The sequence below is a fragment of the Streptomyces nymphaeiformis genome (assembly GCF_014203895.1).
GTDB lineage: Bacteria > Actinomycetota > Actinomycetes > Streptomycetales > Streptomycetaceae > Streptomyces > Streptomyces nymphaeiformis.
In genome coordinates this window covers 145,991-160,912 of sequence record NZ_JACHJY010000009.1, presented here as the reverse complement: position 1 = coordinate 160,912, position 14,922 = coordinate 145,991, and the positions used below count along the sequence as shown (strand labels likewise).

Sequence of the window (14,922 nt, the reverse complement as noted above, 5' to 3'; positions counted from 1 at the left end):
CTGCGCCGCTAAGGCGCAGGAGGGGGCGTTGTCGGCTCTCAGGATGAGGCCCTAGTTCACACGTCGTGGTGGATGAACTCGCGGGCCCGCTCAGGGACTGGCGGTGCGGTAGGCGGCTCGAGGCCAGCGGAGCGAATCCAGGTAGTGAGGCCGCGAACCCGGTCGATGAGGTAGGTGATCGCGACGCCAGCGCCTTCGAGGCGCTGCTCCTGCACGTCGGCCGCGGCCTCCAGTTCATCAAGCCGGCCAGCTTGCCGCATGATCTCCTTCTCCATCCGGTCCGTGACGACAGTGAAGTCGTCCCGCCGATGGTCTCGCCTGGTCCTCCGCGCCGCCCGCCCGGACCATGCAGCCGCAGCCGCGGAGGCCACCCCCACCACGCCACTGGACACTGCGGTCCACATCTCGACGCTCATGGGCTCACTCCAGTTTCTTGGGGCGCGGGGGCTCTCTCCACCCGGCCACCACGATCACCGGCACTGCGGCTACCGCCCAGATCAGCGCCGTCACCCACCCCCTTGCGTTGTCACCGAGAGGCCACCACGACACGACGTAGGAGAGCATCCACGGAACGACGATGGCCAGCAGGGCGGGGAAGCCGATCCAGTCCCGCCCTTCCGGCAGCACAGACGACGCCACAGCCAGCAGACCGGACACGATCCAGCAGCAGGCCCAGGCGTCGAGAGGCATCACGTTGAGCAGGAGCCGGATGCCGCGAGTGTCCGGCAGAGGCTCGACGAGCTGCCCGAATCCGTAGAGCGCCCACAGCGCGCCGAAGCTGGCGAGGAACGCGCCGCGGCGGCCGAGGATCCGGGACAGCCGTCGGGCTACGCGGCGCGGCACCTACACCCCTCGGGGCTGCGGCCGGCTCGTGACGAGACTGTCCTGCGCCTTGCCCGAGACGCCGGTCGGCTTCCACAGGCCGAAGTGGGCGAGGATGCCGGTGGCGAAGGACACGAGGGCGAGGACGGCAGCAGTACCGGCATGCCAGCCGGGCCCCGGGGCGGCGAGCTCCACCAGGAAGCCGTTGAGGGTGCTCAGCGCGAGCAGCAGTACGGCCTTGACGCCGGCGTGGGTGACGCGGGTCGTGACCAGCCCGACGAGTACGGGCAGGACGACGGAGATGAGCAGGCCGAGCCAGTAGGCGCGGTCGAGGTCGACGGTCATGGGGGCTCCGATCAGTCGGTGAGGCGGGCGGCAAGCTTGTCGGCGACGAGCTCGGCGATCCGGTCTGCGAGGGTGGGGCTGGCCGCGACCTGGGTGGCGATGGCGGCCAGCTGCTCGGCGGTGAGCGACGGCGCCTTGAGGGCGTCGATCTTGGTGCTGAGCGCGGCGACGGACTTCACCGCGGCCGTCGCCGACGACGTGGCCGAGTTGAGCAGCGCCCAGGCGTCGGTCGTGCCGGTGCCCTTGTACTGCCAGCCGCTGTACGGGACCTGTGCCTTGTAGATCGCGGCGAGCTGGTTGGCCTGTGTGGCGTCCAAGTCAGGAGCCTCCTCGGTAGCGAACCCGGGCCACGAGCCCGGATCCTGGTGGTCGTTCTCGGGGACATGTGCGTGGGCGTACCAGCCGGCCTGGGTCTCCCAGACCGCCTCATCGCGGCGCGAGGTGAAGTCCACCGGGCGGCCCATCGGCCACCGGTCCGGGACGCCCCAGGAGCGGATCCACGCAAGCAGCTCCGGCCACCCCTTGCAGGGGGTGTCGGCGAGGCGGGCGTAGACCTTGCCGTCGACGCGGCAGTAGGGGAAGAAGAGCGCTTCGACCTGGAGGACGACGGCCCCGGCCCGGTTAGTGCGCGTGCCGCCAGCCGTGTCGGCGAGCGACTTGGACCGCGAATTCGCGGGCACGAACTGAGTGGCCCTGCCCGTGAACGGATCCCACAGAATGTGCGGGGCGGCAGCCATCCCGGACGCATTGCGGCCGAAGTAGTTCTGAAGCGTCTCGTAGGAGACGAGGTCCGCCGGGCTGCTCGCCGTAGCGTTGCGGTCCCACGTGATGTGAGCCACTGCCTTGGCGGGCCCACCGTCGGTCGGTGCATGGTCACCGACATCCAGCCGGGTTGCCCCTGGCATCCACAAGTCGGGCACAGAGGCCTCCAGATATGACGAAAGCCCCGGCCGGCGGCGCGGGGCGAACAGGGTGGAGTAGGGGTCAGGCGACGGGCGGGTCTTCAGACTCTGGCGGAGGGGCGGTGTCCTCGGGGGGTGTCTCGCCGGTCGGCGGGGGCGCGTCGACCGGTGTGGCCACGGGCAGCAGCGGCGTATCGGGCAGCGGCTCCACGGGTGGCCAGTCGGGTGGGGTGGACATGAGTCCTCCGGTCAGATCTGGTAGGCGGAGTAGAGGGTGGCGCGTAGGGCGCCGGTGCCAGCGGTACGACGGCCCTGGACGGTGATGTCGATCTGCTGCATGTGGTCGTAGTCGTCAAGGGCGTAGGGGCCGAGCGTGAAGTAGGCGACGGAGAACGCGACGGAGCCGGTAGCGCGGACGGTGCCGCCTACGGCCAGCTCGATCGTGCCGGTGGCGCCGCTGGTGTCCATCGACGCCTGCATGACCAGGACGATGTTCGGGAGCTGCTTGTAAAAGCGCCCCTGCCACAGCCTCGTCGTCGTGGTGCCGGAGGCCCGCGGCCAGTAGTCCCAGCTGCCCTCGTAGGCGGGGCCGAGGGGGACGGGCAGGTAGGGGCGGGCCAGGCCCAATCCGGAGCCGGCGTCCTCGGCCATGATGACGTTTCCGGTGCGGTCGTACAGCCTCCAGCTCTGCGCCTCGGAGCCGGACGGCGGGTAGGCGTAGCAGGCCAAAGCCAGGCCGCCGTCCTCGCGGCGCAGCTGGATCGCCTGCTGGGGTGAGCCGTCGCCGTGGTTGTACTGCGCATCGGTAAGTGTGCCGATGTCAACCATGCGGACACGGTTCGGGGTGTCCATCGCGAGGCGCCCGCCGCCCGTGACCCGCAGTCCGCCGGCGCCGACGGCGGCGCTCTCCAGGCGGCGTGCCGCGCGCAGCTCACGCACCTGCCGCTTGAGGTCGGCGATGTCCCGGGCCATCTGCTGCGGTCCGCCGGGCAGTTGGTCGCCGGGTGTGGGCATGGTCAGTCCTCCTCGATCAGGACGGGGGCGATCCGGTCGGCCGCCGCGTCCAGCTCCCACGACCAGGCGCGGGCGACGATCTCGGTCCCTTCCGGGTGGCGGGGCGAGGAGCCGACAGCCACACGGATGCTGTCGCCGATCCCCCAGTCCCGTCCGAGCCGGGGAGCCTGGGAGGCGACCGCTTCGATCGCCCACACCCGGGCGCCGGTTTTCATCAGGGCGAGCGCCTTGACGGCGTGGGCGGTGAGCTGGGCGGGGTCGGTCAGGCCCGAGGCGGGTGTGTAGCGGTGCACGTAGCGGGGCCATCCGGCCGCTTCGAGGTCGGTGGCGACCTGGCTGCCGCTGGACAGTCGGGCGGTGCCTTCGCCTTCGCCGCGCGCGACGACGGCGGTGGCGCCCTTGCCGCTCTCGTAGGACTCGCTGAGCATGTAGGTGCTGATGCAGCCGGGGAAGTCGAACACTGCTTCCGGGTCGGTGATCTGAACACCGATGGCCGGCCGCACCCGGACAGGCAGGACGAACCCACTGTGAGCGGCATCCGACCAGGCCACATCCACGGTCCATTCCGGGCCTCCCTCTTGGCCCATGACTTCCTGGAGAGCGGACAGAACGGTCCTGTCGTCCCCGTCCAGGGCCATGTAGTCCATCAGGACGCCGGTAGCCGGGGCGTCCATGATGAACGGCGGGCCCTGGGAGAGTGGGGCGGCCATGAGTGCGGTGAGGACGGCGGCTTGGTCCTGCTGGAGCTGGGTTACGTCGCCGGTGTAGCGGCGGTCGAGGTACGCCTCGGGGGTGGTGACACCCAGCGTCGCGGTCCAGGACGATCCGGCGTCCCGGGTGAGGACCATGCCCGCCCACACGGGCTGGTCGGTGAGACGGTCGACGCCGACGAGCAGGCTGCGGCCGGGGTCGGTCGCGGCAATCCAGTCCTGTCCCGCCCCGGCGATGCCGAGGTCGAAGGACGTGCTGGTGGCCGCGCCCAGGCGTTTGGTGAGCGGCCCGGACGGCTTGAGGGAACGCAGGTCCTCGATGATCTGACCGGTGCGCAAGTCACAGCCGAACCAGTCCAGCTCCACCGGCGCGGAGAACGTCGCGGTGCTCATGCCAACGGATACCGGATGCCCCGGAGAGAGAACCAAGTCGTCTCCGAGGTGCCGGCGGCATGAGCGACCAGGCTGACGGTGCCGTCCGGGAGAAAGTCGATCTTGCAGGAGTGGACGACCGAGGGTTCACCGGAGGCGATGCCCACGCTGTTGCGAGCGATGACGAAGGAGGCGCGGCCCGCGGGCCGGAAGCTGGCAGCCAGGGCGGTCGAGAGGATGTTGACGACCTGAGAACCGGCGGTGCGCTGGGCGCCGCCGTCCCACTCCATGTAGTCAGTGCCCCGGTCGGTGTACTTGCGGTACCTGATCGGGCCGTTGCCGTTGCCGTTGCTGGTCAGATCTCCCGTGGTGTAGTTCGCCGCCAGGGTCGGCGTGGTCCAGCCGACGCTCTCCACCTTCGCCATCGTCTCCCAGGAGCTGCCGTTCCAGCGGCGGAGGTTGGTCTGGTCGTCGTAGAACTGGCCGAGGTAGGGCGAGGACGGGGCGCTCGTCTGGAGCGGGAGGATACCGCCGGGGGCGACGGTGTAGGGGCGGACGGCGGTCGATACGGTGGGCGAGCCGCCGCCGGAGGCGGGCACGCTGATCGTGGCCAGCGGCATGTAGATCTGGGTGCCGGCGGGCACCGGGGCCGCGGGCGTGGAGGACGCCGTCCCGGCCAGATAGACGACGTCTGCCTGATTGAGGCCGGAGGCGTCCACGCTGTTGCACCACACCCGCAGATACACCAGGTCGATGCGCGGGAGGGTGGCGTGGGCGGCGGTGAGGGTCAGGGTGCTGCTGGAGGTCATCGGCGCCCGGAAGACACCTTCGCCGGGGTAGTAGACCACGGCGATGCCGGAGCTGACGGTGATGGTGCTGCCGGACAGCGTGACGTTCAGGCCGCCGGTGCCGGGGACAACTCCGGAGCGGGCGCTGAGCGCCGCTCCGGAATGCATGGTGAGGACCGAGTCACTGCGGCGCAGGAAGTACCCGGTCATCGAGACGGTGTCGATCCAGGTGGGGTTGACCGCTACCACTGCGGTGCTCCTTTCACATCCATGCTGAGCGCCAGCGCGCGGTGAGTTTCGCCCCGCTGCTGTAGGCGGCTGCGGCGAATTGGAACGACACCAGCGCCCCTGCCGGGATGACCGGCCACCCGGTGGGCGTGGACAAGAACCGTCGCCGGGACACGTCGCCGTTGAGGATCACGCTGTGCGCGTCGGTGTCGATGACCAACTGCTCGCCGTCGCCGAGGTACTGGGAGTAGACGAGGGATCGGACCGTGCCGTCGGGCATCTGGGCGAAGACCTTGGGAAGGTTCACGGGCCCGTCGATGATAAGGACCGGCCTGGTCTCGAACGTGCCCGTATTGGGGGCGTCGATGACGCCGGACACGCTCGTCGAGACGATCGTGACCGGTGGCGTGACGGGCGGCTCCAGGCCGCCGGTGGTGATCGGAAGCATGGTCTCGTCGCTCTGCAGCACGGTCGAGTACCGGCGTGGATCGGGGGCGGTGACCATCAGGGAGTACGAGGCGAGCCGGTCGGTCACGTACTGCAGGACCAACTTCCCCGACCGGCGCACCACCGCCTGCTTCGGTGTGCTCTCGTACACCACCAGCAGGGTGTCGGTCAGGGCGACCGCGGACCGCAGGCGTTCCATCGCGTCCTCGAGGGACGCCTGGTCCGCGGCCTCGATGACGCCGGCCGCGGTGATGGGCCGCTCGCCGAGGTAGACCGGAGAGGGCCAGGCGCCGTGGTCGGCCTCGCGCTGCTGCATGTCGGTGCGGACCTCGGGCGAGTCCCAGCCCTGAAGCTCCTGAAGGCGCCAGGCGACGCCCGCCGAGTCCACGCCGCCGAGCGGGACCGGGCCGATGTCCGCCCGCAGCCCGCCCAGGTCCTGCCCCGCGACATAGCTCACGCGCCCTCCTCCTTCCTGTGTCAGCCGATCAGCGACATGTGCCGGGCGACGTCCATCGCCTGCTCGGCCGTGGACTGCTTCGCCCCGTGCAGGTGCACCTCGTAGTGCCGGGTGACCGTGGTACCCACTCCCCCGGCGGCCTGAGCGGTGCCGCGGTAGCGGGCGGCGGGGGTCAACTGGTAGCCCATGCGGGCCGCCGTCCTGGCCAGCAGCGCCCGCGAGCGCGCCGACCCGTCGTGCGGAATCCACGACTCGGGGACCCCAGCCTCGCCGCCCAGGACGAGCGAAGGCCGGGTGAGGATGCCACCGCGGGCCATCGCGACCACCCCGCCCTGCCCCGCCCACTGCTTCAGGAACACGCTCTTGTACGCCTCGGGCAGGGCGTTGATCTGGCCCATCATGCGCGGCACCAGCTTCTTGATGACGGCCATGTCCAGGCCGGCGTTGACCAGGTCGGCATAGCCCTTGCCAGGGGCGGAGCGCAGCGTGGACAGCAGGACCAGGGAGTTCGCCAGGTCCTCACCGGTCAGCGTGTTCTGGGCCTGGCCGACGGCCTTGTTCGCCGCGGCCGCCGCCGTCTTGTTCCCGGCGGCCTCGTGCGCGAGGGTCATCGCGGTGGCGTCGCCCTGCGCTGCGAGGGCCTGCGCCAGGTCCCCGAACCCCTGCGCCGCGAGCTTCTGCAGGTCGGCGGCGAACTGCTGGCTCTCCTTCGTGGCGCCGCCGAGCTGGTTGGTGAAGTCCGCCAGGGTCGCCTTGGCCAGGTCGCCCGTCTTCTTCAGCTTGTCCGCGATGTCCTTGAACTGCTTGTCGCTGGCGGTAGCGAGGGCGTTGACCAGGTCCTGGCCCTCGGTGCCCATCGCTTCGAGCATGGCCTGGAGCTCTCGCCCGCCACGCTTCCCGATCCAGGCGAGGTTCTTGCGCCACCGCTCGGTCACGGCAAGCGACTCGTCCAGTTGCGTCGCGTAGGCCGCGAGGTTGAACGTTGCCGGCGCCTTCGAGCCGGCCTTCAGACCGAGTTCCTTGGTCCCCGCGTCGACATCCTTGCGCTCCTTCTTCACCCGCGCATCGGCCGAGCTCTTGGTGGAGCGCGCCTTGGTGACACGGTCCTCGGCGTCCTGCAGCTGCTTCTTGGTGTGCTTCTTGTCCTTGCGGACCTTCTTCAGGTTCTCTTCGGCGGCCTTCAGGTCCGCCGCGGCCTTGGCCTGGTCGGCCAGGGCCTTGGTGAGCTCCTCCCACTGCTTCTTGAGGTTCTCAATCTCCCAGTCGTAGCGGGCCTTGGCGTCTGTGGGGCCGCCGAGGACCGGCCGGCCGGTCGGCGTGTAGCTGAAGGACCCGCCCAGCAGACCTCCGGACGCGTACCGGCCGGCGTTGAGCCGGTCGAACATTCCGATCCCGTACTTGCGCACGGACGCGGCCTTGATGACGTACTCGCCGCGGGACAGCCACGTGGGGACACTGTCCGACGTTTCCGTGCCCGGTCCGTACACCGCGCCGCCCCACGGCATCCACTGCACGTCGCCGCCGCTGGCGTACCCGCGGATGAGTCCACCATCGGCCTCGCGGTTGGCCCGGCCGCCCGAAGGCGGGTAAGGGCTGCCGGTCGTGCGGTAGTGGGTGGTGATGTCGATAACCCTGCCGTCGAGGACGTCGACCCGCGTCTGCAAGGCGTTGAGCGCCGAGATCGCCGCACCGGTCGGCGCGCTGATCTTGACCTGGCCGCCAGGGAGACGCTCCACCTTGTAGCCAAGGGCCTGCAGCTCGGCGATCGCCGCACCGGTCGGTGCCTTGATCGTGAGTGTCTTGCCCTGCGGCAGCGCCGCCAAGCGTGCGTACAGCGCCTGCAGTTCGGCCGTAGCGTTCGTGGCGCCCGGTGCGGACACTGTGGTGGACGCATCGGACGGCAGCTTGGCGTAGGCACCGATCAGCTTGTCGATCGCCTCTGCGGAGAAGCCTGCCTGGTCCATCTGCCGCCGAAGCAACGCGATGTCCTGCTCCAGCACTGCGTTGCCTGCCTCGATGGTGCCTTGCTGCTCGGCCACCGCCTCCGCGTGACTCATGGCCGCCTGCGCCGCGTCGAGGAACGCCGACTTGACCTTGCGGCCCTTCTCGCTGGCGATGTCGAGGCTGAACCCGTTCTCCTTGGCGGCGTCGGTGAGTTCACTGAGAGCCGACCGGAAAGAGATCTCCTTCTCCGCCACCGAGATCGCGACGCCGTTGAGGGTCTTCAGGGCGTCGGTGAGCTTCTCTGCCTGGCTGCGTGTGTCTGCCATCTGATCGGCGGTCATGCCGGTGGCGTCAGCGAGATCCTTCTGTGAGCCGACAGACAGCTTGTTCTGCGTGTCCAGTGCGGTCAGGGCGTCCGAGTACTGCGGGAGCAGCGTGCGCAGCTTGGCCGTGCTCGTCCCCTGCTTCTCCGCCTCGGCTGCCATCTGAGCAAAGGCCGCCGCGGCCTCCTTCGTGGCGCCGCCCTGCACGAGACCTGCGAGCGCCTCGTCGAGCGCCTTGACCTTGTCGCGGGCGGCGATCAGGTCACCGAAGCCGTCCGGACCGAAGGGGTCCAGTTCGGAGAAGAAGTCGCTGATGCGGTCGAGGGCGCCGGGGTGCGCGATGCGCGCCACGGCCTCGCCGAAGCCGTCGAGGTTGTCCCCGAACGCCTTCGTCAGCTCACCTGCCGCTTTGCCTTTCTGCGCCAGATCGACCAGAGCGTTCGACAGGCGCGTCGCGTTCGGCGGGGCCTCGCGCAGCCCTTCCGTGAGCTTGTTGACGCCGTAGCTGACCGCGGCAATGCCCATCACAACCAGGCTCAGCCGGCCCAGTGCGAGCATCGCCGTCCGCACGCGCGCCGCTGTCACGCCGAGCGCGACCAGCTCGGTGCGGACCGCCATGATGCGAGGCAGCATCAACAGGAGGCTCGACCCGACCAGGCCGAGGACGCCGAGCAGGCCCGCCATCACGGTCAAAGACTTCTGGGCGCTCGGGGACAGCTGGGAGTACCAGCCGACCACCGCGTTCAGCGCCTGCGCCATCTCGCGCAGGACCGCGTTCGCGCCCGATCCGGACTGGATGAGGGCGGTCTCCAAGCTGCCCTTCAGGCGCTCGAGGTCACCCGCCAGGTTGTCGGTCATCGTGGCTGCGACGCGGGTGGCGTACCCGGTGTCGTTGACCGCTCCGACCCACTGGTCGACCCCCTGGGAACCCGCCTCGTAGAGGATCGTCGCAGCTCGCACGGCATCCGAGCCGAAGATCGTCGCCATCGCGGCGTTCCGGGCCTCAGGCGTGAGCTTGGAGAAGGACTGGGCCATGTTGCCCGCGAGCGCCGTCAGGCCAATGAACTCACCCTGGGCGTCGTAGGCCTTGAAGCCGATCTGCTCCATCATGGCAGCGGCTTCCGCGGACTGCGGGACGAGTCGCTGCAGCATGACCTTCAGCGACGTACCGGCATCCGAGCCAGTCAGGGCGTTCTGCGCAAAGAGAGACAGCGTTCCCACTGTCTGCTCCAGCGTCAGCCCGGTCTGCGACGACAGAAGCGCCGCCTGCCGGAACGCCATCCCCATGTGGTGCACGTTCGTGGCGCTCTTGCCAGCGCCCGCCGAGATGACATCGGCGATGTGGCCGACATCCTGGCCACGCAGCTTGAACGCATTCATGGCCTGCGCAGAGATGATGGCGGACTCGCCGAGCTCCAACTGGCCGGATGCCGCCAGGTCGAGAGCGCCGCGGAGCGCTCCTCCGATGATGTCGGCTGTCGAGATGCCGGCGCGGGCAAGCTCGGCCTCGGCGTTCGCGGCCTCGGTCGCGGAGAACACGGTGGCCTGCCCGGCCTCGAGAGCTGCGTCCGACAGCGACTTCATGTCGTCGGCCGAGCCGTTCGTGACGGCCCGCACCTCGGACATCGCCTTGTCGAAGCGGGCTGCCGCAGCCGCCGCCAGCGCGAAAACGGCCGCCAGGCCCAGTGACGCGTTCCGCGTGGCCTTCAGGCTCTTCTCGGACGTGTTGGCGACGTTCATCATGCTGGTGCCGACGGTGTGCGCGGCAAAGCGGGCGCCGCCACTCAGCGCCATCCATGCAGACGCCCATCGAGACGACGTCGTTGCCGCAGCCGCGCTGGAAGCCGTCCCGGCACTCCGGACGGCCGCAGCGGCCTGCACCGACGCAGAGGTCGCCCGGTTCATGGCCAGCGCGCTCGCGGCCCCCAGGCCGGCCATCTGTGCAGCAGTCGCCCCAGAGCTCGCGTTCAGGGCGGCAGCAAACTGGACAGCGCCTGTCTGCGTCAGCGCCGACATCCGGGCCAGAGCCGCGGATGTCGAGTTGATCGCCTGTGTAGATGCGGCGGCCGCGGACGTCATGCTGGTGCGCATGGCCGAGCCGGCGCTGATCGCACTGGCCCCCACCCGGTTCAGGGCGGCCGCGCCCTCCGCGCCGAGACCGGCTGCCTGCGCCCGGGTCGAGGCGAAGCTGGCGTTCAGCGACGTTGCGGCGCGCGCGCCCTGAGTCTGGGCCATGCGCGCCATCTGCTGAAATGCCGCTGACGACGAGTTCGCGGCTTGCCGAGACGCGGCAGTGGCGGACCGGCTCATCTGGTTCATGGCACCCGCGCTGCGGGACGCCATCTGGTTCATCTGCGCCGAGGTACGGGCCGTGGCCCGGTTCACTGCGGCGGCGGCCCGGCCAGCCTGGGTCGTCGCCGTGTTGCCCATGCGCTGAAACGCGCGGCTGCTGTTGTTGGCCGCAGCCTGAGACGACGTCGCGATCTGCCGGGCCGACACCTGCGTCTGGGAGGCAGCCGTCCGCATCGCGGAGACATACGGGCCGACATTGCCCGTCAGGACAACGCGCACGGTACGGTCAGCCACGGGCTACCCCCTCTTTACGACAGAGACGTGCAAGCCGTGAGCGTTGCCGCCGGACTCCTGATAGGCATGCAGCGCCTTCGCCCCGGTCGAGCAGGGGTGGCAGCGGATCAGCTCGGCCTGGTAGGCGAATTCGTTGTCCTGATGCGACGCCTCGGACCACGGCTGGCCGCAGTCCGGGCAGGAATCGCGCTCGACCTGGGCCAGCGCCAGAGCCCAAGCCCGGTCCTCGTCGAGCCACAGCGGTTCGCCTGGGGCGACAGCGCGTCCCATGAAGACGGAGCGCGGCACGCCCCAGGCGCGGGCCGTCTCTACTTCCCGGCGGTGAGGGCTTCCAGGATCCCGGAGGCGCTCAGCGAGAAAGGGATGCCGGGGGCCTCCCGGTTCACGTCGAAAGCGCACTGGAACAGCTGCTCCCGCTGACCCTCGTTGAGGATCTCGAACAGCTCGCTGACCTGCTCGGGCAGCATTTCCGGGTCCACAGCGCTGGCTGCGATCAGAGCCTTCGGGAAGGTGTCCGGATCCCAGGCATGCCCCTGCTCCTTGCCGGGATGCTCGGCAAGGAGATCGGACCAGCCCTTGTCGCCGAGCGACTGGAAGCGGAACTCGGTGTAGGACTTGCGGACCTTGTCGCGGGCCGCAGCCACCTTCTTCGCCAGCGCCACACGAGGATCCGTGGCGGCCAGGCTGTCCGGAGACCAGGCGTCGCCGGCCTCGGAAAGCTGCCGCTCCAGCTCCTCCAGCTCCGCGACCAGGTCGCCGGCAAGGCACAGGTGAACGGACTTCTGGCGGCGCTTGGCCTTCTTGAGGATCTCGGAGATGTCGGGCATCAGGCCACCGTCGCCGCGGTCGCCGGAGCCGACGTCACCTTCATGGGCGAGACGAACTTCATGACCTCGTTCGCCGCCGGGGAGACGTTCTGCGGCTCGCCGCAGGTGATCGGGTAGATCTCAGCCTTCTGGCCGGCCGCCCACGCGGTCGCGTAGGCGACACCGCGGCGCACCGCCATGAACCCGCTGACGCCGTACTTCAGCGTCGTGTACGGCAGGTCCTCAGGGCCAGTGTCCCCGCGCTTGAAGGTCACCTCGACGTCGAATCCCACGCGGCCGACGGTCTTGGTGTCGAACGTCGAGGCGAGCGAGCTGGTGTCCACGTCCGCGGTGCTCGGGTCGAGCTTCAGCCCGTCCGGGGTGATGCGCTGCGTGTAGTCCGAGCCGGCGTTCAGCTCGGCGACGGTCGGGGCGTTGATGTTGGAGATGGACGGGACCCAGTAGACCCGGGTCTTGCCATCGTTGATCAGGTCAGCCATGGGGCGGCCCTCCTCAGGGCATGAAAAAAGCCCCAAACGGGGCCGGGCAAGGGGTGGTGGGGCAGGATCAGATGACGAGGTTCGCGACGGTCACGTTCGTCGTGGCCGAGTAGGTCACGGCGCACGTGCCGTCCGCGGCGCCGGCGAAGAGGTCGCTGGTGATCGGTCCGATCATCTTGTCGCCGGTGGTCGCGGGGACGGTGACCACGACGTCGGCGGCCAGCTGGCCGCGGACCCTGGCGGTCGAGGTCAGCGTGACGGTCATGGACGAGCCGGCGGTGTTCTTCACGTGCAGGAAGCTGCGCTCGCCGCATGTCACCGTGGTGGAGGCGACGGCGGCTGAGTAGGACGGGGTGAGGCCGCTCAAAGCGACGGCCTGCTGGGCGAGCAGAGGCATGACGATCTCCTAGGACGTGGACTGCAGGGTGTACTGGACAGGCAGGAAGAACACGGGCGGGGAGACGTCGTCATCGCGCTGCACTGGAGGCCCGCCCAACTCCTCCGGCCGCCACGCCGTCCGCCCCGCCACCGTCAGCGGCGCATGCAAGGCCATGCGGGCCCGCTGAGCAGCCCAGCGGGCCTTCTCCGCCGTCGGCGCCACGCAGGTCAGCTGGAAGCCGAGCCGGAAGTCCGTGCGGACATCCGCCAAGGACTCGCGCACTGACTGGCCCGGGTCGGCGTACAGCACCACGTAGATGCCGTTCGCAGGGATCGATGCGGTGGGCGGGGCGACGCCGTCCCCGACGACCAGGCCCCCTGCCGTGAGTGCTGCTATCACGGCGTCGAGGTGCGGCTTGATGTCCGGGGCGGCCACTAGGCGGGCCCCAGACGCTGGACCAGGGCAGCCACGTGGGCCTCGAAAGCGGGGGCCTCGGCGAGCAGCGCCCGGCCGCCATCGTTGTGGGGCGGGTTGTTGCTGGATCCGAACTCGAGAAGGTTGCCGAGAGGGCCCTGCACCTTTCCCTTGTCCGGGCCGATCTCGGCCGTCGCGCCGCCTGGGATGGGTGTTACGTCGTAGCCGATGCTGTACGGGTAGCGGCGCGCGTGACGGCCGGCCGTCACGATCGCGTTGGCCCGCCAGGCGTTCTTCACGTTGAGCGCGCCACGGGTCACGATCGCCGCCATCTGCGGTTCCGCCTCCGCAAGGTTCTCCTGCAGCACTGCCGCGAGCTGTACGAGTTCGCGGACGTCGATGTCGCTCATGACCTGTCCTCCGCAGAAATCCGCCACGCCGTGGCTGTGGAACTGAACTCCACGCCAGTCACCCACAGACGCAGGCCGACCATGCGGGCGTTCGGGGACGCCGTCACCTCGATGAGGTCACCGACAGCCGGCCGCTCACTCGTCTCGGTAGCCCAGGGCAAGGACACCGCGTACTCGCGCAGGGTGACGTTGGCCTCGCCCGCCTCGATCTCCTCGCCGCGGGAGCGCGCGACGGGCTTCACGCGTGCCGAGCCCGTATAGAGCGCCAGTGGAGTAGCAGAGCCGTCCGTACCGGTGTCCCAGTCGAAAGCCGGGACGCCTGGCCGGTACAGCGTGACTGTCTCCCGCTGCAGCCCCGCGGCGGCGGCCCGGCCCGCGGCGAGAGCGGCTTCGAGGGCGCTCACGACGGCACGACCGAGAACGCGGCCCGCCGGTACGGGCGGAGATCTTCCTTGTGGGACCGGCTGAGCCGGGCGCCGCCGATCGTCTCCGAGGCGAAAACCTGTCGGTAGTCGTCGATCGCGACCTCGCGCAGGTTCCCCGGGTTCGACAGGTTCATCGTGGCCAGATCCAGGACCACATCGACGATGTCGTCCGGGACCTCCTCATACCCGTGCGAGTAGGTGACCCGCACCTTCGGCGCCCACACACCCTGGGGCCGGTTCCACGGCCAGCCCATCAGGCGGGTCGGCGCCTGCCACGGGAAACCGCGGGTCAGCTCGTTGCCGAGGCGGGAGTAGTCCCGGCCCTCGATCGCCGTCCACTCGATGCCGCTGAAGTCGGCGACCTCGACGACCGTGAGCGGGTTACCGCCGTCGACGACAAGCGGGTACTGCGGCAGCCTCAGTACCCGCTCACCGCCCGGGAGTTCGACGGTCTCGCTGGCCACGAACGTGATGTCCTGGCGGGTGTACTTCCTCACCCGGGCCGAGGCCCGCCGCAAAGCCATGTCGATGGCGGCATCCGTACCTGTGGCGCCAGCGGCGACGAGATCGGCCGCCGTGGCAAGAGGGGGCAGAGTCACGACGGCCTCCCCTCACTCCTCGCCGCCGCCGGCGAGCCGCTCCAGCTGCTTGACCAGGGTCGAGCGCGGCTTGTCCTTGGCGTTCTCGGCAGCAAGGGCTTCCTCGGCACGGTCGGGGTCATCACCGACCCAGCTGAGGATGTCCGCGGCCGTCGCGTCGATGTCGAGCTCGTCGTCAGCCGGGGCTTCCAGCTCCTCCTCCGCCGGATCCTCCGGCTCGGCGGGATCGTCGGCAGCGGGGCGCCATGCCTTGGCGGCCGCGTCCAGCGGCTCGACGGCGGAGCCGGTCTCCAGGAGATGCAGGGCGAGCCCGCCCTTGACCTCCTCGTCGGCGGCCAGCGCGACGATGCCGTAGTTGTAGTAGGTGGAGCCCGTCTCGAGCACCTTCACACGCATGGGATCTCCTTGATGCGGGCCGGGGCGGAGCAGTCCGCCCCGGCGGCCGCTTCGG

Annotated in this window: 18 protein-coding genes; all 18 read right to left on the bottom strand. The window is 69.8% G+C overall.

The window, feature by feature from the left end:
• Positions 1-56 precede the first annotated feature (56 nt).
• A complete protein-coding gene (locus tag GGE06_RS29465; protein ID WP_184932271.1) occupies positions 57-416 on the bottom strand; it encodes a hypothetical protein in 360 nt (119 codons plus the stop codon).
• Between the two features lie 4 nt (positions 417-420).
• Complete coding sequence (locus GGE06_RS29460; protein ID WP_184932270.1) at positions 421-843, bottom strand: hypothetical protein; 423 nt, start codon at positions 841-843, stop codon at positions 421-423.
• The gene (locus tag GGE06_RS29455; RefSeq protein WP_184932269.1) at positions 844-1,167 is read right to left on the bottom strand and encodes a hypothetical protein; all 324 of its coding nucleotides are present in this window, start codon (positions 1,165-1,167) and stop codon (positions 844-846) included.
• Positions 1,168-1,178: 11 nt separating this feature from the next.
• On the bottom strand, positions 1,179-1,847 hold the full coding sequence (locus tag GGE06_RS42885) for a hypothetical protein (protein WP_246532843.1): 669 nt from the start codon (positions 1,845-1,847) through the stop codon (positions 1,179-1,181).
• Between the two features lie 471 nt (positions 1,848-2,318).
• Positions 2,319-3,083 carry a hypothetical protein gene (locus GGE06_RS29445; RefSeq protein WP_184932267.1) on the bottom strand — a complete coding sequence of 255 codons (765 nt, stop codon included), beginning with the start codon at positions 3,081-3,083 and terminating at the stop codon, positions 2,319-2,321.
• Between the two features lie 2 nt (positions 3,084-3,085).
• Positions 3,086-4,186, bottom strand: coding sequence for a hypothetical protein (locus GGE06_RS29440; RefSeq protein WP_184932266.1), 1,101 nt, complete (start codon positions 4,184-4,186; stop codon positions 3,086-3,088).
• On the bottom strand, positions 4,183-5,202 hold the full coding sequence (locus GGE06_RS29435) for a hypothetical protein (protein ID WP_184932265.1): 1,020 nt from the start codon (positions 5,200-5,202) through the stop codon (positions 4,183-4,185). The genes GGE06_RS29440 and GGE06_RS29435 overlap by 4 nt, the downstream gene beginning before the upstream one ends.
• A 13-nt stretch (positions 5,203-5,215) precedes the next feature.
• A complete protein-coding gene (locus GGE06_RS29430) occupies positions 5,216-6,085 on the bottom strand; it encodes a phage tail family protein (protein WP_184932264.1) in 870 nt (289 codons plus the stop codon).
• 20 nt (positions 6,086-6,105) lie between these two features.
• Positions 6,106-10,938, bottom strand: a complete 4,833-nt coding sequence (locus GGE06_RS29425) for a phage tail tape measure protein (RefSeq protein ID WP_184932263.1) — start codon at positions 10,936-10,938, stop codon at positions 6,106-6,108.
• 3 nt (positions 10,939-10,941) lie between these two features.
• Positions 10,942-11,208, bottom strand: a complete 267-nt coding sequence (locus GGE06_RS42075; protein WP_221518641.1) for a hypothetical protein — start codon at positions 11,206-11,208, stop codon at positions 10,942-10,944.
• Between the two features lie 38 nt (positions 11,209-11,246).
• A complete protein-coding gene (locus tag GGE06_RS29420; protein ID WP_184932262.1) occupies positions 11,247-11,765 on the bottom strand; it encodes a hypothetical protein in 519 nt (172 codons plus the stop codon).
• Positions 11,765-12,244 (bottom strand): phage tail tube protein, encoded by a 480-nt coding sequence (locus GGE06_RS29415; protein WP_184932261.1) that lies wholly within the window; start codon positions 12,242-12,244, stop codon positions 11,765-11,767. The genes GGE06_RS29420 and GGE06_RS29415 overlap by 1 nt, the downstream gene beginning before the upstream one ends.
• Positions 12,245-12,311: 67 nt before the next feature.
• The gene (locus GGE06_RS29410; RefSeq protein WP_184932260.1) at positions 12,312-12,641 is read right to left on the bottom strand and encodes a hypothetical protein; all 330 of its coding nucleotides are present in this window, start codon (positions 12,639-12,641) and stop codon (positions 12,312-12,314) included.
• A gap of 9 nt (positions 12,642-12,650) precedes the next feature.
• The gene (locus tag GGE06_RS29405) at positions 12,651-13,022 is read right to left on the bottom strand and encodes a hypothetical protein (RefSeq protein ID WP_221518640.1); all 372 of its coding nucleotides are present in this window, start codon (positions 13,020-13,022) and stop codon (positions 12,651-12,653) included.
• Between the two features lie 35 nt (positions 13,023-13,057).
• The gene (locus GGE06_RS29400) at positions 13,058-13,447 is read right to left on the bottom strand and encodes a hypothetical protein (RefSeq protein ID WP_184932258.1); all 390 of its coding nucleotides are present in this window, start codon (positions 13,445-13,447) and stop codon (positions 13,058-13,060) included.
• Positions 13,444-13,851 (bottom strand): DUF6093 family protein, encoded by a 408-nt coding sequence (locus GGE06_RS29395; protein ID WP_184932257.1) that lies wholly within the window; start codon positions 13,849-13,851, stop codon positions 13,444-13,446. Before GGE06_RS29395 ends, GGE06_RS29400 begins: the two co-directional genes overlap by 4 nt.
• Entirely contained in the window at positions 13,848-14,471 is a 624-nt protein-coding gene (locus GGE06_RS29390; protein WP_184932256.1) for an NADPH-dependent FMN reductase family protein, read from the bottom strand. The genes GGE06_RS29395 and GGE06_RS29390 overlap by 4 nt, the downstream gene beginning before the upstream one ends.
• A 12-nt stretch (positions 14,472-14,483) precedes the next feature.
• On the bottom strand, positions 14,484-14,867 hold the full coding sequence (locus tag GGE06_RS29385; RefSeq protein WP_184932255.1) for a hypothetical protein: 384 nt from the start codon (positions 14,865-14,867) through the stop codon (positions 14,484-14,486).
• Between the last annotated feature and the right edge of the window lie 55 nt (positions 14,868-14,922).

Excerpts from the sequence above, each read along its gene's own strand:
- GGE06_RS29465 (WP_184932271.1), bottom strand. The coding sequence starts at position 416 with ATGAGCGTCGAGATGTGGACCGCAGTGTCCAGTGGCGTGGTGGGGGTG.
- GGE06_RS29455 (WP_184932269.1), bottom strand. The coding sequence starts at position 1,167 with ATGACCGTCGACCTCGACCGCGCCTACTGGCTCGGCCTGCTCATCTCC.
- GGE06_RS29445 (WP_184932267.1), bottom strand. The coding sequence starts at position 3,083 with ATGCCCACACCCGGCGACCAACTGCCCGGCGGACCGCAGCAGATGGCC.
- GGE06_RS29440 (WP_184932266.1), bottom strand. The coding sequence starts at position 4,186 with ATGAGCACCGCGACGTTCTCCGCGCCGGTGGAGCTGGACTGGTTCGGC.
- GGE06_RS42075 (WP_221518641.1), bottom strand. The coding sequence starts at position 11,208 with ATGGGACGCGCTGTCGCCCCAGGCGAACCGCTGTGGCTCGACGAGGAC.
- GGE06_RS29420 (WP_184932262.1), bottom strand. The coding sequence starts at position 11,765 with ATGCCCGACATCTCCGAGATCCTCAAGAAGGCCAAGCGCCGCCAGAAG.
- GGE06_RS29415 (WP_184932261.1), bottom strand. The coding sequence starts at position 12,244 with ATGGCTGACCTGATCAACGATGGCAAGACCCGGGTCTACTGGGTCCCG.
- GGE06_RS29410 (WP_184932260.1), bottom strand. The coding sequence starts at position 12,641 with ATGCCTCTGCTCGCCCAGCAGGCCGTCGCTTTGAGCGGCCTCACCCCG.
- GGE06_RS29400 (WP_184932258.1), bottom strand. The coding sequence starts at position 13,447 with ATGAGCGACATCGACGTCCGCGAACTCGTACAGCTCGCGGCAGTGCTG.
- GGE06_RS29385 (WP_184932255.1), bottom strand. The coding sequence starts at position 14,867 with ATGCGTGTGAAGGTGCTCGAGACGGGCTCCACCTACTACAACTACGGC.